The organism is Planctomycetaceae bacterium, from assembly GCA_041398785.1.
Taxonomy (GTDB): Bacteria; Planctomycetota; Planctomycetia; order Planctomycetales; family Planctomycetaceae; genus JAWKUA01.
This window is the reverse complement of sequence record JAWKUA010000003.1, coordinates 291135-312390: the sequence shown is the minus strand read 5'-3', so window position 1 is coordinate 312390 and position 21256 is coordinate 291135. Positions and strand designations below refer to the sequence as shown.

The window sequence follows — 21256 nt, the reverse complement described above, 5'->3', positions numbered from 1 at the left end:
ACGGCCACACGCAACTTCAACTCTGACATCACATCCGACAATCCGAACCCGCAGGCCATGGATGCATGCCGGTCTCAACATCACGGACCCTGCATCATGAAACTGCTGTGTGTCTTCGGCACTCGTCCCGAAGCAATCAAGATGGCACCGGTCGTCAGGGCCGCTCAGCGACATCCGAAAGCCCATCCCGTCATTTGTTCCACAGGTCAGCATCGGGAAATGCTGGACCAGGTGCTGCGGTACTTCCGGATTCGCCCGGACATTGAACTGAAGCTGATGACCGACCGCCAGACGCTGTCAGATCTGACCGCTCGCTGCCTGACCGGTCTGTCGGCCGCCATCGAACAGCACCGTCCGGATTGTGTGATCGGACAGGGCGACACAACGACCGCTTTCTGTGCCGGGATGGCGGCGTTCTACGCGGGGCTGCCGTATGTTCATGTGGAGGCCGGACTGCGGACCGACGACATTCGGTCGCCGTTTCCGGAAGAATTCAACCGTCGTGTGTGTTCGCTGACAGCGACGCTGCACTGTGCTCCCACGCAGACAGCGGCGCGAAACCTGCGGAAGGAAGGGTTCGACGCCGACAGCATCGTTGTCACGGGGAACACAGTTCTGGACGCGCTGCACTGGACCGTCGACCAGGAACGCCTGAACTCCGCGACATGGGTGCTGAAGCATCCCAATCTGGCGCAGCAGCGGATGGTCCTGATTACGGCCCACCGGCGAGAAAATCACGGCGACGGGATTCGCAATCTGTGTGCGGCCATCGCGGAACTGGCGGACCGGTTTACGGTCGTGCAGTTCGTCTACCCCGTGCATCTGAATCCGAACATCCGACAGCCAGTCCAGGAACGACTTTCCGGCCGCTCAAATGTCCACCTGATCGCCCCGGCGGAATATCCGGAGTTCGTCTGGCTGATGGATCAGGCGACGCTGATTCTGAGCGATTCCGGCGGAGTTCAGGAAGAAGCGCCGTCGCTGGGAAAACCGGTGCTGGTGACTCGCGACAGTACGGAACGCCCGGAAGCGCTGGCGGCGGGAGCCACGCGGCTGATCGGCACCGACCCGCAGCGCGTGGTCAGTGAGGTGACTCGACTGCTGACGGACAAGGCTGCCTACGCCGCCATGCAGGTCGACGAGAATCCCTATGGCGATGGTCGAGCGGCGGAGCGAATCGTGGACCTGGTCGTCACGCGATTCGGCAGTGTCGACAGAACGCTCGTTCTTCACGGCGGCAAGTCGACGTAAATCGGCCGCACCATCCTGCTTTGCGACGCACCGAATCCGGAATTTGCCGGTCGGTGTTGCGTCCCGGCATTTGCAAAAACCGATATTTCTGCTAGGGTTTCGGGTTCGCTGCCGACTAACTGGCTCGGTGCGGTTTGGCTTTTCATCCCCTAAAATGGAGGCTCTTTGTGGTTAAGTTGCGTTTGCGTGATAATGAAAATGTGAATGATGCGGTCAAGCGATTCCGGAAACTCGTGGAACATGCCGGAGTCAAAAAGGAAATGCGCAAACGCGAATTCTACGAAAAGCCAAGCGACGAACGACGGCGCACCCGTCGCCGATCGGAGTTGCGAGCCAAGCGAGCACAGTCTCAGCCGGACATCGGCGGCTGAAGCGTCACGCTCCTGAATCAAGATCGAATGCAAAGCCCGGCACTTTCGCGTGCCGGGCTTTTTTTGTGTTAGGTCACGGCTGCCGACAGCTTCCTATACCCGCCAGCCGCACTCAAACCCGATGTCGCCACGGCTGGTGCGCCGTAAGCGGTTCTGCAATCGAACCCTGCTGACGCGTCCGGACAGACGGGCGGCCTCCTGCGCCTATTGCTAATTGAATTTGCGCAGCCAACAATGAAGGCATTCGAAGTTCCCGTCAGCAGCCCGAAACAAGGAGAATCGGATGAGCCAGCTTTCTCAGCGAACACAGACGTCCGGCAGTGACCTGCGGTGCGGGATTCGCTCGGTTGTGGTTTTTTCGACCGTGTTGCTGACATGCCTGCTGATGCCGACGATCGCGGAAGCTCAGCGACACGGTGGCGGACGCGGCATTGCCGGGGGCAACCGAATGTCGATCGGTTCCACCTGGGAAGGCAGCTTCAGCGGGTCCGGATTCGGCAACCAGGGTTCCGGAGCGAACTTCGGTGGAGTTCCGTATCAGTACGGCGGCCATCACCACCACGGTCACGGCGTCTACGATGGCGGCTACTACGGCGGTGGCTATTACGGAAACGGTTTCTACGGAAACGGCTATTACGGCGGCGGCTTCTTCCCGACGTTCAATTCCGTCACCGTGCATTCGGCAAGATACGGGACAAGCTTCACGGCTCCGCTGCTGTTCCCGTTCACTCCGTACTACGGAATCGGTTACGGCTACAACAACTACGGTTTGGGGCCTGGCTACGGTTACGGCTATCAGAACACCGCCACGTTTGTGAACCCGAACGTGGTTGTCGCGACACTTCCAGCGCCGAACGTCCCGGTGTTCGTTCCGGACGGAAATGCGGATCTCGTTCAGCCGGCCGCAAAGCCTCCGATTCTGAACCTTCCGAATCCGTTCGCGGAACGAGTTCCCCTGGTTGACGAATTCCCCGTCGCGGCGCTGCCCGGAAACGGTCGCGGCGAAGGCAACGCGGTTGACGGAATCCAGAGCCTGCGGATGCAGTCGGCCGGCGACGACGCGTTTCGACACGGCGACTACGTGTCCGCGGACGCCGCCTATCGTTCAGCGATTCAGCTCACGCCGTTTCGCCGCGCGCCGTGGATGCGGCTGACGTGGGCACTTGTGGCTCAACAGCGGCTGGGCGACGCGGCTGCCAGTCTGAAACACGCGCTGCTGCTGCCGGAGGATCCGACGCGAGCCTGGATTCACGGCGACGAACTCTACGGTGACAACGCGCAGAACATCATCAACAGCCACAGCGACGTGATCTGGAACTGGCTGAATGAACGGCCGGGCTCCAGCGATCGGCTGCTGCTGCTGGCGGCCTTTCAACACCTGCGAGGCTACTCCGGCATCGCGGAAGAACTGCAGAAGACGGCTCGCGCGGTCGGTCTGCAGAGAAAGTTTGAAGATGCGCTGTCGTCGGTTCTCAGCGAGGATTCGGGTCAACCTGATCGCCACGAGAGGCGGATCGAGAAGCCCGACGAAGAGGCCGCCGTTGAACCGGCCGATCAGGCCGCGGGCGCGGGATTCTCGCTGACGATTCCCAATGAATAGCGTGGAGCCGGCCAGTTGGGCTCTATTCTTCCGAGCTGGCTGGCGGATCGGCGGCTGGCGGTTCCGCGACCGGCGCTGGTTCCGGATTTGCAAGCGCCGTCAGCCATAGTTTGCTTGTTCCGGAACGACCGCCGGCAACAGCAGCGACGCGAGCCGCCGGCATCGCTGCGTCCGTTGAGTTCTCGTCCCCGGTGACGGTTTCTCCCTGAACTGTAAACACGCCCGAATGTCCCGCCGGCAGTGTCGACGCAAGCCTGATCGTGACCGACTTACTGCTGTCTCCCTCCGGCAATGATTCGGCGGACTCGAAGGTAATGCCTTCCGGCAGTTGATCGGCAGTGATGCGGACCGTCCCGGCGAAACCGCCCCGGCGCTCGATCGAAACAGGCACTTCCAGCGGCTTGCCCGGAGCGATCTCAAAGTGATCCGCCGCGACAGAAAGCACGAACTCCGGTTTCGGTTCCGTGCATGTCAGCAGATAGAAGAATCGCTCGCCGCCATGATCGAACCGATCTGCGATTTCGATGCGGTATTCACCGTCGTCCGGAAGCGTCACGGTAACCTGAACATCCTGATTTTCTTTGCTGATATCATCAGCGTCTTTGATGACTGTTCCGTCTGCCGTCTTCAGTTCCAGAACCGGATCGAGCAGGGAAAACTTTGCTCTCGCAACGACCGACAGTGCAATCTGCTGCGACTTGTTGCCGGTGAAGGAAACAACGTCCACCTGACCCGGTGCATTCACGGAGCCCGAAACGGCAAACGGAATCGTCATCGTCGCAGGAAGTTGAGGTTCCGTGAATGTCGGATAGTCCATCACATCGACCGATGTGCTTCCGGCCGCGGACGTCGCAATGTTCAGCGAAGTTTCGTCGCCGGTCGCTGCTGCTTTCGTGACACGGGCGTCCGCCGAAAGATTCCAGCCATGCAGCAGGACGTCGCTTTCGACTCCCGTCGTGACCGCCAGCGGCAGGGAATGGTCGACGAACGCATCGGTGGCCAGCGTCAGTCGGTAAACAAAGTCCTCACCGCCCGCGAAGCGAATCGTGCTGTTGGGAGTCGCCGGGAATGCAAACAGGCGGACGAAATAGGTACCGTCGGCGGGAGCCGTAAAGGTGATCTGAGGATCAAAGCCGTGATCGTCATCGTTCTGTTCCAGGACTCGCCCGTCCGGCCCAAGGATCTGCAAGACGGCATCCATCGGCGAACCCAGATCGCGGTGTGCCTGCAACGCCGCCACAAGAATCTGACCGGACGTCAACTGTACGGCAGCGCAGTCAACGTCATCGGTTTTCGACAGAACTCCGTTGATGACGACACTGCCGGTGTAACAGCTTCCTGACTCAGCGACGCGATCGTTGGGTTCGGTTTCCGTCGTTTCCGGAGCGGTGCCGATGACAAACGGCAGCAGGCTGGCAGCACCTGCGGTGTTGTGGAATCGCAGCCAGCAGAGACCCGGAGATGCAGTTTCAGAAACTGCGATGTTTGCCGAAGTGCCGTCTTCGGAAACCTGACAGTCGACCGCCTCAGAGGAACTCCAGGCGCTGACAGGAAGAGTTCCGGGCTTCCCTTTCAATTCGACAGCAACCGTCGTTCCGATTTGTGCTCCCGGCGGAAAGACTCGCGTGATCTGCGGCGCGGCGGGATCGTCGGCCGATGCGCGAGAAACGCACGACACCAAAACTGCCAGCACCGAGAGGACGCCCAGCCCGCGCGAGCGAGACCGTCCCGATGATTTCTGTGATGTGCCGGTTCCGGCGATGTGTCGTGATCGTGTTGCATTCATGGAAACAGATGATCCTGTCACGGCCGGGAAGGGTCAAGGTTCTGATAGGGGTCAAAGGTGATTCGATGCACCCGTCGACGGGAGCGATTTCACCCGTGCGTCACACGGACGTTTTCCAGCGTGACCGTTGCGCGCGGTGCTCAATCCGTCGGCGACGCTGGACAACGACGGCGGACGTCAGTCAACTGGTGACGCAAACATCCAGCCCGTACCGTTCCGCCGTCGGTCGACGGCCCGCCACCGGAGACACGATCATGACTGTAACTCGCCGCAGTTTCCTTGGAGCAGCCGTTGCCGCAGCCTCGGTTCCGTCGTTCGCATTCCCTGCCGTCGCTGCCGACCCGCCCGACCACATTCCGGGGTCACACATGAAGCTCAGTCTGGCGGCCTACAGCTTCAATCGCCTGCTGCCGCGGCGAGGCACGCCGGAGGACATCGCAAAGGCGAAGATGACACTGGAAGACTTCATCCGGTTCTGCGCCGAACAGCAACTCGGGGCGACCGAGCTGACCGGTTATTACTTTCCGAAGGAGATCACGACTGACTACCTGCTGAGTATCAGGCAGCTGACTCACCGCCTGGGGCTGACAATTTCCGGAACGGCGATCGGGAATGACTTCTGCGTGGCCGAAGGTGAGGCTCGCGACAGACAGCTTGCCGACTGCCGCGACTGGATCGACTACGCAGCGATCATGGGCGCGCCGGCGATTCGCATCTTTGCCGGCAACGTTCCGAAGGGTGATACCGAAGAGGCTGCCGTCGAACGCTGCGTCGACGGCATCAACCAGAGTCTCGACTATGCCGCCACAAAGGGCGTCTTTCTCGCACTGGAAAACCACGGCGGCATCACATCGACTCCCGATCAAATATTGAAGATCGTTCACGGCGTGAAGGATTCGCCGTGGTTCGGAATCAACTTCGATAGCGGCAATTTTCGCACGGACGATCCGTATCGTGACCTGGAACGCATCGCGCCGTACGCTGTTAATGCCCAGATCAAGGTCGCCGTTTCGATCAACGGAACGCAACAGCCGGCAGACCTGAAGCGAACTGTCGAGATCCTGAAGGCCGCCAACTATCGCGGCTTTCTGGCGCTGGAGTACGAAGAGTCAGCCGATCCATTCACGGAGATCCCGCGATATCTTGCCGAACTCCGGGAATTGATCGAAGCGTGACAGCGCGTGGGTTGCCATTCCGTCGTGTGTGACGTGGTGCCGCCGTGCGGTACGTTCGCGCCAAATCGAAGTGGGCGAGGCTGCGAACCCAACCGCCGCGCGAGTTGCGGGATCGGTGGCCTCATCCGCTGCAACAGTCGGCCGGAACGAAGCCGGACGTGCTCTTCGGGCCATTCCTCCGTCAGCGAACCGTCATTTTGCGGGTTGGCCCAGGTAAAGGTCGATGCGGCTGTGCATCGTGTACAGTCGAAAGCGAATTCCGTCGGGCACAAGCTGGCCGCTTGATCGATTATCCGGAATGGGCAGCAGCGGTCCTCCCGGATGCTTCGTCCAGTGCCGCAGGTCGTCAGAAACCGCCAGGTACGTACACCAGTCGCGGGGTTTGGTGGCGGTTCCGGTGCCGTGCAGTACCGCATAGTAGCGACCGTTGTGACGGATCACCTGATTCATCGCGATCATCAGGCTGTCATGGTTTTCCGGACCGGGAACGATCAGCGGCTCGTCACTGACGTTGGTCCAGACCGTCATGTCGCGGGATGTGGCCAGCCAGATGCCCTGATCGCGGCGTTCGTAGAACAGGTACCAGTTTTCATCTTCGAACCATGCCGTTGGTGTTCCGTAAGGTCCCGGCGGAATCGGTTCTCCGTTTGTCAGTCGTACATCCAGCGTTCTGATTCGTTGCCACTGAATGCCGTCGGCAGACTTCAGTAGTTGCGCCTGGTCGCCGGCTCCTTCGGCAAACATGAAATACGTGTCGCCATGCTTCACGACCATCATGTCTTCGATCCAGACATCATCGAAGACGGGATTTCGGGGATATCGAACCCACCGGATGCCATCCATCGAGGTGGCATACCCCAGCTTCATTTTCAGCGGTTCCTCGGCGTCATCGTAGCCGGTGTACCACAGCTTCCACTGCTCACCGTCTTTCATCACCCAGCCGCGTTCGCGGATTTTCGAATCCCACTGACCGGGTGCCGCCGCGAAGATCGGATCTGTCGACACCGCTTCGAAGTGCGTGAGTTCCGGCGGAAACACATCGTCAGCAGCGGCCGCCAGCGGAAGCGACAGCGAACCGACGGCGACAAACGCGGACAACAATCGTGCGGGAATGGTCAAGGGCATTCTACGGCTCACATATCGGGCAATTGGCGGCATGTCGCAGAATAGTGTTCAACAACAGTCAGCGGCAATTTCACGGCAAATCTTCGGCCACGTCGCACGCGACAACGGCGCGCCTTCAAGCCGGATCGAGTTCGAATCGTGGTGCTATTCCGATTCGTCGTCATCGCTTCCCAGGATTTCGCGAAGGCGTCGAATGGCCCTCAGGTATCGCATTCCCGCAGCGGGTGCGGTCAGTCCCAGAGCCTGCGCGACCTCGGCGTTTCCCAGATGTTCGAAGTGCCGCATCACGATCATTTCCCGATCGTCGTCGCCAAGCTGGTTCAGTGCCGCCAGAAACCGCTGCTCCATTTCTCGCCGAACGGTGGCCGCCGCCGGCGTCAGTTCAGCATCCTTCAGCAGACTCACCAGGTCGGCGGCTGACTTGTCGTCGCTGCCGAGACTGCTGACGTGCTGCTCCCGGTCGACGCTGCGCCGCTGAGCCGTACGGTGGCGACGATGCATGTCAATGATGCGGTCGCGGGCAAGCTGTCGCAGCCACAGATGAAACGGCATTCCCGGATCGCGGATGTATTCTTCCATCCGCCGGCTCGCTTCAAACAGGACGTCCTGGACAACATCGCTGGCATCAACCCGTCGCGACAGTGCGTTGTCCATTCGCATCTGAATCATGCGGCGAACGGCTTCTCGATGCCGTTCCATCAGCCGATTCACAGCGTCGCCGTCGCCGTCGCGGACGCCATTCAGCAGTTCCATCGTTTTCTCACCTTCCGGCCACATCAGGTTTATCCTTCCACAGTATTGCCGGTTTCGCAAGCAGCGGCGAATACGGCGTCGTCAGCGGAGAGCCGTCGCAGTGGAGCATTCAATGGCTCGAAAAAGTCAAAGTCGGGATGATTCACCGAGCTGCGTCCCGCCAGCCCGGTCGCTGATTCGCGTCAGACAACGAACTCGTCCGTTCCGGTGCGAGTCGCGCTGATTGGTGTTTTTACCGGCCATCGGGGGCTGCAAAGACCTCCACGATTTTTCTGGCCGCCCGCAGACCGTCGACCGCCGCTGTTACGATACCGCCGGCATAGCCCGCGCCTTCGCCCACGGGATAGATGCCCGTCATCCCGGGAACCTGAAACGACTGCCGGTCACGGTCAATGCGAATGGGCGAACTTCCGCGCATCTCCGGTCCGACCAGTGTCGCGTCTTTCAGAAACTTCCCGTGCCACCTGCTGTCCATGATCGGCAGACCGCGTTTCACGGCCTCCAGAATCACGGGTGGCAGAACTTCACACAGATTTCGAACCGCCGTGCCGCGATGATACGACGACGCCAGCTTCTCGCCGGCTGCCGGAGTTCTTCCTTCCAGAAAATCGATCGCCCGCTGGATGGGAGCGTAGTACGTTCCGCCCGTGAGCCGAAACGCGGCCGATTCGTACTGCCGCTGCAGAGCGACTCCGGCCAGCGGATGATCGCTGCCGAACTGTTCCGGTTTCAGAGTCACTACCAGCCCGCTGTTTGCAAATGGTGTGTCGTGCCGGGAGTTGCTCATTCCGTTGGAACAGAACATCTCCGGCTCGGACACGCTGGGAATCACAACTCCTCCGGCACACATACAAAATGTAAACAGGTCGCGTGGTCCCTTCGCCACCAGAGAATAGTCGGCGGCTCCCAGCAGCGGCAGATATTCGGGACGGCCGTATTTGTGGTCGTTGACCGTTGCCTGAGGCTGTTCGATTCGCAGCCCAAGCTGAAACGCCTTGGCTCGCAGCGGCAGTCCGGCGTCAAACAGCATCTGGTAAGTGTCGCGGGCACTATGGCCGATTGCCAGTACGCAGTGATTCGTCTCGATCAGCCCGCTCGACGTTGCTACTCCCGTCAGCCGGCCGTCTGTAATCCTTAGACCCTCCAGGCGGCAGCCGAAGCGATATTCCCCGCCGAGCGACTCCGTCCTTCGTCGAAAGTTGCGACAAATGAGCGGCAGTCTGTTGCTGCCCAGATGAGGGCGATGCTCGTAGATCAGTGATTCACGGCCACCGCAGTCGACAAAACTCTGAAGAACCCAGTCGACGTCCGGCCCGGTGATGCGACACGTCAGTTTGCCGTCGCTGAAGCAGCCGGCGCCGCCCTCGCCAAACAGGTAGTTGTTCTCCGGATCATGTTCGCCGCCGCAATCGAATCGCCGGATGGCCGGGACGCGATCCTTCACCGGCTGTCCTCGTTCCAGAACAATCGGCCGATAGCCCCTTGTCGCGAGGTAATAGCCGGCCAGCAGTCCCGCGGGCCCGGAACCCACAACGACCGGCTGTGAGGTCATCGGCTGCCCGCCAGGATCGGGATCAAAGAACGACTCCGGCTGGTATGCTTCCGCTCGAAAGTCGCCTGCGCTTCGGTTCGAAAGAGAATCCGGTCCGTCCACCGCCACCGAATACACGAACTGCAGTCTGTCGCGCTGCCGGGCATCCAGACTTCGCCGCAGAATTCGCATCGAACGAAGATCCGCGACGGCCACGTTCAATCGCTTTGCCAGCACGTGCAGCAGCTCACGTTCAGGCTGCTCGACGGCGACTCGCAAATTCGTAATTCGAAACAACATGCACCACAGACCACACACTGGATGACAACGGGCGAAGCAGCGTGGCGACGACCATCACTGTTGTCAAACCACAAGCACCGCCGCAGCGTTCTGCGTTTTGATTGCCCCCGGCCAGCATCGGCGGCTTCGCAAAACAGCACCGCGCCGAACCCTCTCACCGCAGCAGGCATCGTTGCGGATTGAGACGTCACGGGTATACTGCGACCCGCAAAGCCGGAGTGGTGGAATCGGCAGACACGCTGGATTCAAAATCCAGTGAGGGTAATACCTCGTGCGGGTTCGAGTCCCGCCTCCGGTAGTCGTTGATGTGCGTTTCGACTGGAAAAAGACTGAGAGTGCTGTGTTTTTCCGGCTGAAGTCGGTAGTGGCGTTCCCTTCGAGTCCTTTCGGGAATCGTCGATTCCGTCCGATTCTGTGCCACTATTTGCGCTTTTGCAACGGCGGGCATCATGCTGTTGAACCTCTCGAAGTGGCCTTCGGTGATCTGAGCGTAGCTGGCTCGCTGGACCTTCACGGAATGTCCGATCCACGCAGCCACCACGTGTGCCGGATGGCCTTCGTCCAGCCAGTCGGTTTCGCAGTTGGCTCGCAGGTTTTGAAACAGCTTTGGCCACGGCACGATTCCCGCCCGGTGCAGAATTTTGCGGAACGGTTTGTCGAGATTGCTGTTCGACTTTGAAAAGCGAGTGATGATCGGCATGTCTGCCGGAAGGCTTCGTTTTCCATCCGGCAATGCCGCTTCGAAAACCACAGACGGGTGAACTTGAACGTCGCGCGGCAGAACGTAGCGAATGTCCTTGCCGTCGTGACCCGCTGTTTTCTTCGAATGGACTCGCATCCTGCCCTTGTCGAACAGCATCGCCCCAGGTCAGTTCGAACACTTCCATCTTCCGCAGGCCGGCGTAGCGCCACGGTGCCACCAGCAGCCTCCATTCGTCATCCGGACAGGCGGCGATGATCTGCTCCGTCTCTGCACGGGAGACGTAGTGGTCGCGATCGCGATTCTTTTTCGTGCTGGAAACGAGATGGTCGAACGGATTCCTGTCGATCAGCGCGTCGCAGAGCGGCGTTGAAAAAGACCTTCGCATTGTCGATGTGTTTTCGCTTCCCGTTTTCCAGCATTGGCTGACCTTTGGGGCCGCCGGTGGTCGTCTTCCTGATGCGTCGGTTGTCGAGCCACTTCCGGAATTGGTAGGCGTCTTCGCTGGAGATGGAATCCAGCAGCCGTTTCGCCCGAACACTTTCACCGAGGAACTTCATCGTGCCTGCCCATTTCAGCAGCGTCGATTCGGCTGCGGGATCGCCCTTCGTGGTGAGTCCGGCCGCCAGATACTCATCGAGATAGTCCTTCAGCGGGAACCTGGGCAGCCGGCTCGGCTTCGGGCTCCATTCTCGGTTCTGCCAGGCCGGCGTACAAGGCGAGCATGCATGGCGGGGGAAGGCCGCCGAGCCAGACGGCGTCGACTTCGGTCAGTTGCACACCCTGCAAGCGAGTGCTGATGATGCTTTCGATGTGGCGGAAGTGGCCTTCCGCCTGTTTCTTCGTGACGTTGTAGAGCCGGATCTGCTTTCGCTTTTCCGTGCCGCCGAGATCCCTGAACAGGATTCGCCACCGCTTCGGACTTTCCTGGCTGAGTGATGCCATTGAGTTCACTGCCTTTCTGTGAACAGCCCTGCACTTTCGGAGATCTCGATAGTCCAGGTGAGCGTTGGGGTCGGTGGTGGGGATGATGGGTTGGCGGGGGCGCGGGAGGATTGGTCTGGAAGAGAACGGGGCTCTCGCGGTATCACGCGGTACATCACAACCTGCCTGACCGGAGAGCCCCGATGGCTGCATGGACGCTGCCCCGAAGGTTTCGCGAATGGACAACTCAGATGGCCGAACCGCTGGATCGGCGATCGCGGAAGTACTTGCTGCCGATTGTCATCGGCGTGCTGTTTGCCACTGGCCGCCGCACACAGGGTCGGCGCATTTGGAAGGTGGCTAATTTCCGAACAGAATGGCTTCGAGGGTGTCAGTGCTGAGTGTGGCGCGTAGTCGTTTTCGCTTGAGGCTTGTTTTGGGCAGCGAAGTGTCGCGCTTGAGCAGTGTCAGGACAAAACGCCGCAGGCCGCCCATGATCGCGGGCGCAGTGCCCTTGCGAATCCGGCTTTTGTCCTCGGTAAAAGTTACATCCAGGGTCCAGTGCAGCGAGTTTTCAACCGTCCAGTGTCTGCTGACGTATTTGGAAATCAGCGAGGCCGTCGGTCGCAGGCTGCTGATGAAAAATGTCACGCTGTCGGTTTCCGGGATCGCTCGCGGACTGCCGGAATTATACTGGCCGCGGCGGACACTGGTGCTTTTCACAACTCTTACTGCCACGAGCCTGCTTCCCTCATTTTCCCCCGCTCGCGGTATAACCGGTTCGCGGTGGCGCCAGACCATTCCGATCGACTGGATGCCCTGCCACTTGTCCATCGCCCGGATGGATTCGGGTACGGGTGCGACCGTCACCACCTGTTCGCTCAGGTCGGCCGCGCGAACGGCTGCGTCTGCGGTGCGAACGAACCGTGCGGTCGACTTCGCCGTTTTCGAAGTACTCGTCAAACCGGTCAGCGATCGCCTGAGCCAGTGTGGGCTGGTTGTCTTTGACAGTGATCACAAAGTCGGCTTCCTGTTCGATGATCTGCTCGACGGTCTTCTGCTGGCAGTTCATCGCGTCCAGCGTGATCACCGCGCCTTTGATCTCCAGCATCTCCAGCAGCAGCGGCACAGCGGTGATCTCATTGGACTTCTGGTCCGCAGCGATCTGGCCCAGGCAAACACTGTGCTCATCGACCCAGGCACTGACCAGATGCAGTGCCTTCAGATTGGTGTCGCTGTCAAAACTGTGGCGAGCCGTCTTGCCGTCCACATGCACGCCCCTGCCGGCCAGGTCAAGTTTGAGGCCGCTGATCCAGTCCTGCAGACAGGCGTAAAAAGCGGCCGTGTCGAGCCGCGAAATGACGCGGGCAATCGTGTCATGATGGGGGACACCATTTTCGAGCGGGACGTATTTTCGAAGCCACTCCAGCCGCTCATAGCCGAAATCTTCGATGTCTTCCCACGTCTCGCACCGGCAGATCGTCGCACAAAGTGCCAGAAACATAATGTCAATCAGCCGATGGCGATGATTGCCGGCCGGGCGGCGCGGATCGACCAGCGGCTCAAAGCATGCAGGAACTGCCAGGCACCTTGTAAACATTACAGACTCCGTTCGGATGGAAGGTTCGTCTGCCGAATCATTCAGCCGCAAAAACGAAGCGTGCTCCCTCCGCCCGGTTGACTGTCGCCATCTCCCCGCAACAATCACGCCACTGCCTGCACCCTGCCAAATGCGCCGGCCCTGGATCAACAGCCGAAACAAATTCGTGTTCCGTCAGCGAAGATTCTTCAGACATCCGTGTTTCCATGACAATCTGGCAGCAATGAAACGTGTTCATTGACAGCGCAATTCTCATGCCAAACTCCACCATGTCAGACAGAAAAACCAAAGTGAGTGACATTGGGCTGACGCCACCGGCACAGGTTGTGTCGGCCCGCCGAGGGCGTCGGGATAGAGGCACGCGGGCGTTTTCTTGTGTCCGGCAGTTTCAGTTGCTGTCTTTGGAGCAGGCAGTAGAATGCCGCTTCGTTTCCCCGGCAGCCTTTGGTGGCTGCTCCGTCGGGCGGCTGCATTGACGACTGGATCTGTCTGGCAGCTTTACGGGGTCTTTGCCCGCAGTTTGCAGTTTGCTGAACCGTTCCCTGAGGACCGGTACACGCAGAAAGAGAGCAAGTTCGTCGATGGCCACAATTTCCAAGAATGACCTGAGAAAGCTCCGGAAGCGCCGCGCAAAACTCAAGAAGAAAAAGATGAAGTGTCCGTTCAGCCCGGACGGCGTTGTGTCGCGGCCGGTCTACGTGGATTACAAGGACTTGAAGACTCTGCGAACTTTGATTGACCGCGAAGGCCGGATTCTGCCTCGCCGCCGTACCGGAACGTCCGCCCTGTACCAGCGAGCCGTCCGGTCGGCTGTGCTGCGAGCCCGCTTCATCGGTCTGCTGCCGTTTGTTGCGGAAGAATAGACCCGGCGCGATGAATCTGCTGGCCAACCATGCGGCGTTCGTGACGGGCAGCACGATGGGAATCGGCTGCGAAATCGCCAACCACGTCGCCGCGGCCGGAGCGTCGGTAGTTCGGCATGGTCTGGACCGTGCTGGCGGTGGCGACGGCGACTTTGTCTTCGGTGATCTGTCGGCGCCGCTTCCTGACTGCGCTGTTCGCGTTGCGGACGCTGCACTGCAGTGCAACCCGGACATCGACCTGCTGGTCTGCAATGCGGGCACGTACATCGATCAGCCATTTTTGGAATTGGATTTTGCCACGTTCGATCGAACGATGCGGCTGAACGTCTATTCGCAGTTTGTTCTTGTTCAGCATTTCGCCCGGCGATGGGTAACAGCGGGCGTTCGCGGTCGAATCATTCTGATCGGTTCCATCAACGGGCGGTTGTCAGAACCGACTCACGTGGCGTACGACACGTCCAAAGGCGCCGTGGAGGCTCTGGTGCGGTCTCTAAGCGTGTCGCTGGCGCCGCACGGGATTCGCGTGAACGGCATCGCTCCCGGCCTTTTTCGAACGCCGCTGACGGAACCGGCACTCAAAGACAAGCGGTCACTGCGATGGATGGAACTGCATACGCCGAACGGAATTGTTCCCGGACCGGACGCCGCGGCGGGCGCCGCCGTTTTTTTGCTCAGCGACGCGGCGCAGCACATCCATGGTCAGATGATCTTTGTTGACGGCGGGATGAGCATCTGGCAGCAGCCCGACGTTCCTGAAGACTGGCAACCCTGACACGCAGCGCCGGACGAATCGCGGTGCGATGGCGGAATCGCCGTCATCCGTCAGATTGACGATGGCGCCACTGACAGAGATTTGCGAGCGGCTCTGGTATCATCCCCGAGCACTGGAATGCATCGTCGAAACGCGAGGGAGGTTTCTTCCGGTCAGTTCAAGGCAGGTCTCATGAGTTTGCAATCTGGTTCGGTTCGTCAGTTGTCCGCGGTGCTTCTCGTTGTCGGATGCAGTCTCGCGCGAGTGGCTTCACTTGCGCAAGCCGAAGACACCGACTGGCCGACTGTCGGGAACGATCCCGGAGCGATGCGATATTCGCCGCTGGATGAAATCAATCGCAGCAACGTCAGTCAGTTGCGACCGGCCTGGACGTTTCGTACCCGCGAACTGCAACCAGACGGCAGCGGGAAGACCATTGAATGCACTCCGGTGATTGTTGACGGCGTGATGTATGTCACTACCGGCTACCTGCGCGTGGTGGCGCTGAACGCGGCGACCGGTGAGGAACTGTGGCAGTTTGATCCCCTGAAAGATCACCCGTGGCCGCATACGCCGACGTCCGGCGGCGTCAATCGGGGCGTGGCGTACTGGAGCGACGGACAGCCGGACGGTCAGCGTCGGATCATTCACGGTTCGTCGGACGGCCGGCTGTTTTCACTGGACGCGAAGACCGGCAAACTTGATGCCGGCTTCGGTGACGGAGGAATCCGCGATCTGCGCGCGGAGTTTGCCGACGATGTCAGAAAGCTTGGCTACGGTCCGACGTCGGCGCCTGCAGTCTGGCGCGACACGATCATCGTCGGCGTGTCGAATGGCGAGGGTCCGGGTATTGCCGCTCCCGGAGACATCCGCGCGTTTGACGTGAGAACCGGAGAACAGGTCTGGAGTTTCCGCACGGTGCCGCATCCCGGCGAATTCGGCAACGACACCTGGGCGGAAGGTTCCTGGAGGAATCGCGGCGGAGCCAACGCGTGGGGCGGCATCACCGTGGACACCCAGCGCGGCCTGGTGTTTTGTGGCACGGGTTCAGCCGCGTTTGATTTCTATGGCGGCGATCGGCACGGGCAGAATCTGTTCGCCAACTGCACACTTTGCCTGGATGCAGAAACCGGAAACCGCAGGTGGCATTTTCAGACGGTGCATCACGACATCTGGGACCACGATACTCCCGTCTATCCCAACCTCGTGAGTGTGACTCGCGACGGCAGAGCGGTCGACGCGGTTGCTCAGGTCACGAAGACGGGCTATGTGTTTGTCTTTGACCGCGAAACGGGAAAGCCGCTGTTCGATGTCGAAGAAAAGCCGTTTCCCGCGTCGACTGTCCCCGGCGAACAGGCATGGCCGACTCAGCCGGTGCCGGTCCGTCCGCCGCCGTTTTCTGTTCAGCACTTTGATGAATCCAACGTCACAAACATCGGTGAAGCCAACCGGCAGTCAGTGCTGGACAAGCTGAAAACGCTGCGCCGAGGATCGACGAATACGCCACCGAGTCTGGAAGGATCCGTCGTGATTCCCGGCTTTCACGGCGGAGCAAACTGGTCGGGAGCTTCCTTCGACCCGACGACCGGGCTGCTTTACGTGAATTCGAACAACGTACCGAACATCATGACGCTGGTTCCGGGAAAACCGGGCGACCACGACCGGTTTGGTCACAAGGGATACGTGCAGTTTCTGGATCATGAAGGCTACCCGGCGATTCAGCCGCCGTGGGGACAGTTGACGGCCATCAATCTGAACTCCGGCGAATTCGCCTGGCAGATACCGCTGGGTGAACACGAAGAACTGACGCGGCGGGGAATTCCACAAACCGGAACAGAAACCTTCGGCGGCTCAATCGTAACCGCAGGCGGGCTGGTGTTTATCGCCGGCACGAAGGACGAAAAATTCCACGCATTCGACAAGGCCACCGGCGAACTGCTGTGGGATTACAAACTGCCCGCGGGAGGTTATGCCACGCCGTCGACGTACATGGTCGGCAATCGGCAGTACGTCGTCATTGCCGCCGGTGGAGCCGGAAAGCTGCGAACGAAAGCGGGCGACAGTTTCGTCGTGTTCGCACTGCCGGGGGAAGAATGAACTGATGAATCGACTGCTTCCCATGCCGATGTCCGGGCGACCGCCGCGATGGATCTCCAAATCGGTTGTGTCTCTTCTGTTGCTTCTGACCGTCGGTTCGATGCTGCATGCCGACGAAACGAAAACGCCGGCGCCGGCAGTTGATTCCTATTCGTCCACGGACGTCGTCGCGGCACAACAGTTAGTTCACGGCATGGGCGTTGCCGACTGGCTCGGCCCGCTGGCTCCCGTTGCGTTGTCGCCGTTTTTCGGAATCACGTGCCTGTCGGGAATGGCGATCTTCGGAAAAGGCTGGGTGTCGGCGGAAAATCCGTTTCTGGGTGCAACATCACCGCTGAACAATCCGGCGGTGTTCTGGACGTTCCTGGCGCTGACGCTGGTCACGTCGATTCCGCGATTTACCAAGGTCAGCAAACCGTTCGCTCAGGCCGTCGATCAGGTGGAAGCCTGGGCAGGGATCATCACACTGCTGACATTGAAGGTGCTGATGTCGGCGACGACCGGGTCCGACGTCACGGTTGAAGCTCCGGAGGTTGTGCAGCTTGGCGTCATTTCCGTAACGGTCGACACGCTGCTGATGGTCGCTGCGGCGATTAACATTTTCGTCATCAACACGGTGAAGTTCTTCTTTGAAGTGCTGATCTGGATTACTCCGGTCCCCGCGATCGACGCGGTCTTCGAAGTCGCCAACAAGACAGCCTGCGCGGTGCTGATGGCGATTTACGGGTTCAGTCCGACCATCGCAACGGTCATCAACCTTGCGATGCTGGCGGCATGTTTGGTCGTGTTTCGCTGGATCTATCGCCGAGAAGTGTTCTTTCGCACCATGCTGCTTGATGCCGTGTGGGCACTGATTTCTCCTCCAAAGACGCAGCTTCGGCCTGAGGTCGTCGTGTTTCCGGTGGCTACGGTCGGAACAGTACCGGCGCGGTCGCGCTGCATCCTGAGTCGCAGCGAAGCCGGCTGGCTGCTGACTCAGTGCCGACTGCTGCGAGATGACGCAGTGACGAAAATCCCGTTCGATGGATGCCGAGCCGAGCTGGTGACGGGTTATTTCACCAACAGTATTCGATTGTCCGGCAGTCACACGGCGGAACTGACCTTCAGTCGCTGGTACAACGGCCAATTGCCCGCGCTGGTTGAGGCGCTCGACGTTTTGGCTCGCGAATCAGACGCAGATCGAAGCGTGCCGCATTCGCGTCTGAAGACCGAACTGGCGTAGTGCTTTGCCAATCGTGTCATCCGCCCATTGATGGATTGCACGGACGCGACCATCGGGATACGTGATGTTCGGGACGCGTGATGATCGGGAGGGCGAGGCTCCTGCCGAGCCGCGTTTGCCAGCGGGCGCTTAACCCGGAATATTCACGGGTTTGTACGACGGGACTCCGATCCCGTCGAAATGCAGTGACGGGATCGGAGTCCCGTCGCGCAGTGTGCGTCTCGCCGACTTGAAATAGCCAACGTCTCCCAGACACCGTACACCAGAAAACGCTGATCGCGTGAGTAATCCGGGCTAACGCAGCGGCTCGGCAGGAGCGTCGTCCCCTCGTTGGAATTGACCCTGCTGCCGTCGGTCGCACATTTGCCGGGCGGAGCGGCGTATGGGTTCGTCCGCGTCGACGCGCGTGAACGACGCGGCGGCTTCCGCTATCCTGCCGTACGAGTTCACATCCTTCTCAAATACGTCGGGGACACGATCATGAAACGGCGCGACTGGCTGAAGAACACGGCACTGGGATCCGGGCTGCTGGCAGCGGGGTCTGCTCACGGCTTCGTTCAGCAGACCGGCACAACGGCGGCCGGCAATGATGATGTTCGCATCACCAACGTGAAGTCGATTCTGACCGCGCCGGCGGGAATCCGGCTGGTTGTGGTCAAGGTCGAAACCAATCAGCCGGGTCTCTACGGACTTGGATGTGCCACGTTCACGCAGCGAGCCCGCGCGGTTGAGACCGCCGTTGATACGTTTCTCAAACCGTTTCTGCTGAACAAGCCGGCGACCCGGATCGAAGAAACCTGGAACTCGATCTTTCTGAGTTCCTACTGGAGAAACGGGCCGGTTCTCAATAACGCTCTCAGCGGAGTCGACATGGCGCTGTGGGACATTCTCGGGAAGCTCTGCAATCAGCCCGTGTATCGGCTGTTCGGCGGACCCGCGCGGACTGCGGTAGATACGTACCGGCACGCGTCCGGCAACAGTCTGGAAGCCGTCGAAGAAAGTGTGCGGCGGTACATGGCCGAAGGGTATCGTCATATTCGGGTTCAGGTCGGAGTACCCGGACTATCGACGTATGGTGCCCGCGGCAGCGGCGGTTCGTCGGACATTCCGGAGAACGCTCGACCGGACGTGTTTGAACCCGGCCCCTATGTTCGTCTGGTGCCAAAGCTGTTCGAGCATCTTCGAAACAACATCGGAGGCGACGTGGAACTGCTGCACGACGTTCACGAACGCGTCCCGCCGATTCTGGCCATGAAGCTCGCGAAGGATCTGGAACAGTACCGGCTGTTCTTTCTGGAAGATCCGTTCAGCCCGGAAGACGTGGGCTACTTCAAACATCTGCGCCAGCAAACGGCGACACCGATTGCGATGGGAGAACTGTTCAACAATCCGAATGAGTTCGTCGACATCATCGCCGGGCGTCTGATTGATTTTATTCGAGTTCACATTTCGCAGATCGGCGGGCTGACGCCGGCGCAGAAGCTGGCGCATTTCTGCGAATTCTTCCGAGTCCGCACGGCATGGCACGGCCCCGGAGACGTGTCGCCGGTAGGACATGCAGCGAACGTGCATCTGGACCTGGCGACTCAGAACTTTGGCATTCAGGAAGCACGTGAGTTTCGACAGGAAGAAGAAGACGTCTTTCCCGGCTGCCCGACTCTGAAAGACGGCTACTATCACGCCAACGACAAGCCGGGGCTGGGAATTGACATCGATGAGGCTCTGGCCGCAAAGTTTCCGATCAGGGACGATCCGCCGTTCGACATGAACTGGGGAAATCTTCGACGACGTGACGGCCAGATCACCAAGCCGTAGCCCGTTGGCGTCGTGGCTGAGGTTCGCATCGGCTGCATGAAATGAGATGTCGGCGAGTCGCCGAAACCGCTGCCAGGAATTCGGATCGGGAATAACGATGAAGAATGTCGGCTTGGTCTCTGCCGCGATGGTGCTGTTCGGCGCTGTCCTTTCGACAGATGTTCGCGCGGACGACAGCCCCGCGGTCTATTCGGCGGAACTCATCTTTCCGCTGCATGACAAACACAATCACGCTCCGGGGATCGCGGAACTTGCGAACGGCGAACTGATCGTGTCGTGGTATCGCGGCAGCGGTGAACGATCGGCCGATGATGTTACCGTCTGGGGTGCCCGAAGGAAGGCGGACGGCGATGCCTGGAGCGAGCCGTTTCTGATGGCTGATACTGTCGGCTTTCCCGACTGCAACACGGCTCTGATGACGGATTCCGACGGAAGGCTGTTTCTGTTCTGGCCCGTCATCATCGCGAACTCATGGGAATCGTGTTTGACTCGAGTGAAGGTCAGCAATGATCCTTCCGGCAGCGGCTGTCCGACATGGAATCGCGAAGATGTCATTTTGTTGAAGCCGGATGACTTTTCGAAAGACGCCCTGCTTGCCCTGGACGAATTGATGAAACAACTTCCGCGGCCACTGACGGAACGTGAGGCTGCCGAAGTCGCCGACAACCGGGCGAAGCTGAGTCAAAAGCTTTACCAGCGCCTGGGCTGGCAGCCTCGCTGCAAGCCGACCGTCGTGTCGTCAGGCCGAATTCTGCTTCCGCTGTACACCGACACGTTTTCCATCGGTCTGATGGCGATCAGCGACGACGGCGGACAGACATGGTTCGCCAGCAAACCTCTGCTGGGTTTCGGAGCCATCCAGCCCAGCGTGCTACGACGCAACGACGGAACCCTGGTCGCCTACATGCGGGAAAACGGATTCACCGGCAAGGTGCGAGTTTCCGAATCCGGCGACAATGGCGAAACCTGGGGGCCGGTCGGCACGACTGACCTGCCGAATCCCGGGTCCGGTCTGGATGGCCTGCGGCTGAGCAGCGGACGGTGGATTCTGGTTCACAATGACACCGTTAAAGGGCGGAACCGTCTGGCGGTTTCGGCGTCAGACGATGAAGGGCGTACCTGGAAGCTCGCTCGCCATCTGGAAGACCACCCGACCGGACAGTACCACTATCCGTGCGTGATTCAGACATCGGATGGAAGAATTCACGTCGTTTACAGCTACTTCGTGGAAGGCGGAAAATCGATGAAACACGCGGCGTTCAACGAAGCGTGGCTTTCGGAGACTTCCGGAAAGTAGCCGGCCTGCGTTTGCGGTTTTCTGAGAGTGACCGACGGAGCCCGCGTCAGGCTGTTCGCTGTTCCCGTGACGCTGAAGTCGGGTTCAGCGAAGCG

At 59.9% G+C, this 21256-nt stretch carries 18 protein-coding genes and 1 tRNA gene; 11 read left to right on the top strand and 8 right to left on the bottom strand.

Annotated features, from left to right (window positions below; translation table 11 throughout):
• The first annotated feature begins 96 nt into the window (after positions 1–96).
• From wecB to R3C19_05175, 3 genes are all read left to right on the top strand, one after another.
• Positions 97–1251, top strand: a complete 1155-nt coding sequence (wecB, locus tag R3C19_05185) for a UDP-N-acetylglucosamine 2-epimerase (non-hydrolyzing) (GenBank protein ID MEZ6059736.1) — start codon at positions 97–99, stop codon at positions 1249–1251.
• A 167-nt stretch (positions 1252–1418) separates the two neighbouring features.
• A complete protein-coding gene (gene rpsU, locus R3C19_05180; protein MEZ6059735.1) occupies positions 1419–1622 on the top strand; it encodes a 30S ribosomal protein S21 in 204 nt (67 codons plus the stop codon).
• Between the two features lie 283 nt (positions 1623–1905).
• A complete protein-coding gene (locus tag R3C19_05175; protein ID MEZ6059734.1) occupies positions 1906–3222 on the top strand; it encodes a hypothetical protein in 1317 nt (438 codons plus the stop codon).
• A 22-nt stretch (positions 3223–3244) separates the two neighbouring features.
• On the opposite strand, the gene R3C19_05170 is transcribed toward R3C19_05175, so the two are convergent.
• Entirely contained in the window at positions 3245–5008 is a 1764-nt protein-coding gene (locus R3C19_05170; GenBank protein MEZ6059733.1) for a PPC domain-containing protein, read from the bottom strand.
• A 254-nt stretch (positions 5009–5262) separates the two neighbouring features.
• Between R3C19_05170 and R3C19_05165 the strand changes: the two genes are divergently transcribed.
• Positions 5263–6183 carry a sugar phosphate isomerase/epimerase family protein gene (locus R3C19_05165; GenBank protein MEZ6059732.1) on the top strand — a complete coding sequence of 307 codons (921 nt, stop codon included), beginning with the start codon at positions 5263–5265 and terminating at the stop codon, positions 6181–6183.
• Positions 6184–6375: 192 nt separating this feature from the next.
• Here the strand turns inward: R3C19_05165 and R3C19_05160 are convergent, their stop codons facing one another.
• The 3 genes from R3C19_05160 to R3C19_05150 form a co-directional block, all read right to left on the bottom strand.
• Positions 6376–7308: a glycosylase gene (locus R3C19_05160; GenBank protein ID MEZ6059731.1), complete on the bottom strand. Its 933-nt coding sequence runs from the start codon at positions 7306–7308 to the stop codon at positions 6376–6378.
• A 144-nt stretch (positions 7309–7452) separates the two neighbouring features.
• The gene (locus tag R3C19_05155) at positions 7453–8061 is read right to left on the bottom strand and encodes a sigma-70 family RNA polymerase sigma factor (GenBank protein MEZ6059730.1); all 609 of its coding nucleotides are present in this window, start codon (positions 8059–8061) and stop codon (positions 7453–7455) included.
• A gap of 232 nt (positions 8062–8293) precedes the next feature.
• On the bottom strand, positions 8294–9892 hold the full coding sequence (locus R3C19_05150) for an FAD-dependent oxidoreductase (protein MEZ6059729.1): 1599 nt from the start codon (positions 9890–9892) through the stop codon (positions 8294–8296).
• A 212-nt stretch (positions 9893–10104) separates the two neighbouring features.
• Between R3C19_05150 and R3C19_05145 the strand changes: the two genes are divergently transcribed.
• Positions 10105–10190 (top strand) — tRNA-Leu (locus tag R3C19_05145).
• Positions 10191–10828: 638 nt separating this feature from the next.
• On the opposite strand, the gene R3C19_05140 is transcribed toward R3C19_05145, so the two are convergent.
• The 4 genes from R3C19_05140 to R3C19_05125 form a co-directional block, all read right to left on the bottom strand.
• Positions 10829–11152, bottom strand: coding sequence for a hypothetical protein (locus R3C19_05140; protein MEZ6059728.1), 324 nt, complete (start codon positions 11150–11152; stop codon positions 10829–10831).
• Between the two features lie 73 nt (positions 11153–11225).
• Complete coding sequence (locus tag R3C19_05135; GenBank protein MEZ6059727.1) at positions 11226–11537, bottom strand: hypothetical protein; 312 nt, start codon at positions 11535–11537, stop codon at positions 11226–11228.
• Positions 11538–11876: 339 nt separating this feature from the next.
• Positions 11877–12167, bottom strand: coding sequence for an ISAs1 family transposase (locus R3C19_05130; GenBank protein MEZ6059726.1), 291 nt, complete (start codon positions 12165–12167; stop codon positions 11877–11879).
• A 100-nt stretch (positions 12168–12267) separates the two neighbouring features.
• The gene (locus R3C19_05125; protein ID MEZ6059725.1) at positions 12268–13116 is read right to left on the bottom strand and encodes an ISAs1 family transposase; all 849 of its coding nucleotides are present in this window, start codon (positions 13114–13116) and stop codon (positions 12268–12270) included.
• 581 nt (positions 13117–13697) lie between these two features.
• Between R3C19_05125 and rpsR the strand changes: the two genes are divergently transcribed.
• From rpsR to R3C19_05095, 6 genes are all read left to right on the top strand, one after another.
• Complete coding sequence (gene rpsR, locus R3C19_05120; protein MEZ6059724.1) at positions 13698–13979, top strand: 30S ribosomal protein S18; 282 nt, start codon at positions 13698–13700, stop codon at positions 13977–13979.
• A 10-nt stretch (positions 13980–13989) separates the two neighbouring features.
• Positions 13990–14751, top strand: coding sequence for an SDR family oxidoreductase (locus R3C19_05115; GenBank protein ID MEZ6059723.1), 762 nt, complete (start codon positions 13990–13992; stop codon positions 14749–14751).
• Positions 14752–14922: 171 nt separating this feature from the next.
• Positions 14923–16827 (top strand): pyrroloquinoline quinone-dependent dehydrogenase, encoded by a 1905-nt coding sequence (locus R3C19_05110; GenBank protein MEZ6059722.1) that lies wholly within the window; start codon positions 14923–14925, stop codon positions 16825–16827.
• 4 nt (positions 16828–16831) lie between these two features.
• Positions 16832–18049, top strand: a complete 1218-nt coding sequence (locus R3C19_05105) for a hypothetical protein (GenBank protein MEZ6059721.1) — start codon at positions 16832–16834, stop codon at positions 18047–18049.
• Between the two features lie 480 nt (positions 18050–18529).
• Positions 18530–19864 (top strand): enolase C-terminal domain-like protein, encoded by a 1335-nt coding sequence (locus R3C19_05100; protein MEZ6059720.1) that lies wholly within the window; start codon positions 18530–18532, stop codon positions 19862–19864.
• Between the two features lie 97 nt (positions 19865–19961).
• Entirely contained in the window at positions 19962–21161 is a 1200-nt protein-coding gene (locus tag R3C19_05095; GenBank protein MEZ6059719.1) for a sialidase family protein, read from the top strand.
• Positions 21162–21256: the final 95 nt, after the last annotated feature.

What these genes read in the sequence shown, in the direction of transcription:
- wecB (MEZ6059736.1), top strand. Translation starts at nt 97, where the DNA reads ATGAAACTGCTGTGTGTCTTCGGCACTCGTCCCGAAGCAATCAAGATG.
- R3C19_05175 (MEZ6059734.1), top strand. Translation starts at nt 1,906, where the DNA reads ATGAGCCAGCTTTCTCAGCGAACACAGACGTCCGGCAGTGACCTGCGG.
- R3C19_05170 (MEZ6059733.1), bottom strand. Translation starts at nt 5,008, where the DNA reads ATGAATGCAACACGATCACGACACATCGCCGGAACCGGCACATCACAG.
- R3C19_05165 (MEZ6059732.1), top strand. Translation starts at nt 5,263, where the DNA reads ATGACTGTAACTCGCCGCAGTTTCCTTGGAGCAGCCGTTGCCGCAGCC.
- R3C19_05160 (MEZ6059731.1), bottom strand. Translation starts at nt 7,308, where the DNA reads ATGCCCTTGACCATTCCCGCACGATTGTTGTCCGCGTTTGTCGCCGTC.
- R3C19_05155 (MEZ6059730.1), bottom strand. Translation starts at nt 8,061, where the DNA reads ATGGAACTGCTGAATGGCGTCCGCGACGGCGACGGCGACGCTGTGAAT.
- R3C19_05150 (MEZ6059729.1), bottom strand. Translation starts at nt 9,892, where the DNA reads ATGTTGTTTCGAATTACGAATTTGCGAGTCGCCGTCGAGCAGCCTGAA.
- R3C19_05140 (MEZ6059728.1), bottom strand. Translation starts at nt 11,152, where the DNA reads ATGAAGTTCCTCGGTGAAAGTGTTCGGGCGAAACGGCTGCTGGATTCC.
- R3C19_05135 (MEZ6059727.1), bottom strand. Translation starts at nt 11,537, where the DNA reads ATGGCATCACTCAGCCAGGAAAGTCCGAAGCGGTGGCGAATCCTGTTC.
- R3C19_05125 (MEZ6059725.1), bottom strand. Translation starts at nt 13,116, where the DNA reads ATGTTTACAAGGTGCCTGGCAGTTCCTGCATGCTTTGAGCCGCTGGTC.
- rpsR (MEZ6059724.1), top strand. Translation starts at nt 13,698, where the DNA reads ATGGCCACAATTTCCAAGAATGACCTGAGAAAGCTCCGGAAGCGCCGC.
- R3C19_05115 (MEZ6059723.1), top strand. Translation starts at nt 13,990, where the DNA reads ATGAATCTGCTGGCCAACCATGCGGCGTTCGTGACGGGCAGCACGATG.
- R3C19_05110 (MEZ6059722.1), top strand. Translation starts at nt 14,923, where the DNA reads ATGAGTTTGCAATCTGGTTCGGTTCGTCAGTTGTCCGCGGTGCTTCTC.
- R3C19_05105 (MEZ6059721.1), top strand. Translation starts at nt 16,832, where the DNA reads ATGAATCGACTGCTTCCCATGCCGATGTCCGGGCGACCGCCGCGATGG.
- R3C19_05100 (MEZ6059720.1), top strand. Translation starts at nt 18,530, where the DNA reads ATGAAACGGCGCGACTGGCTGAAGAACACGGCACTGGGATCCGGGCTG.
- R3C19_05095 (MEZ6059719.1), top strand. Translation starts at nt 19,962, where the DNA reads ATGAAGAATGTCGGCTTGGTCTCTGCCGCGATGGTGCTGTTCGGCGCT.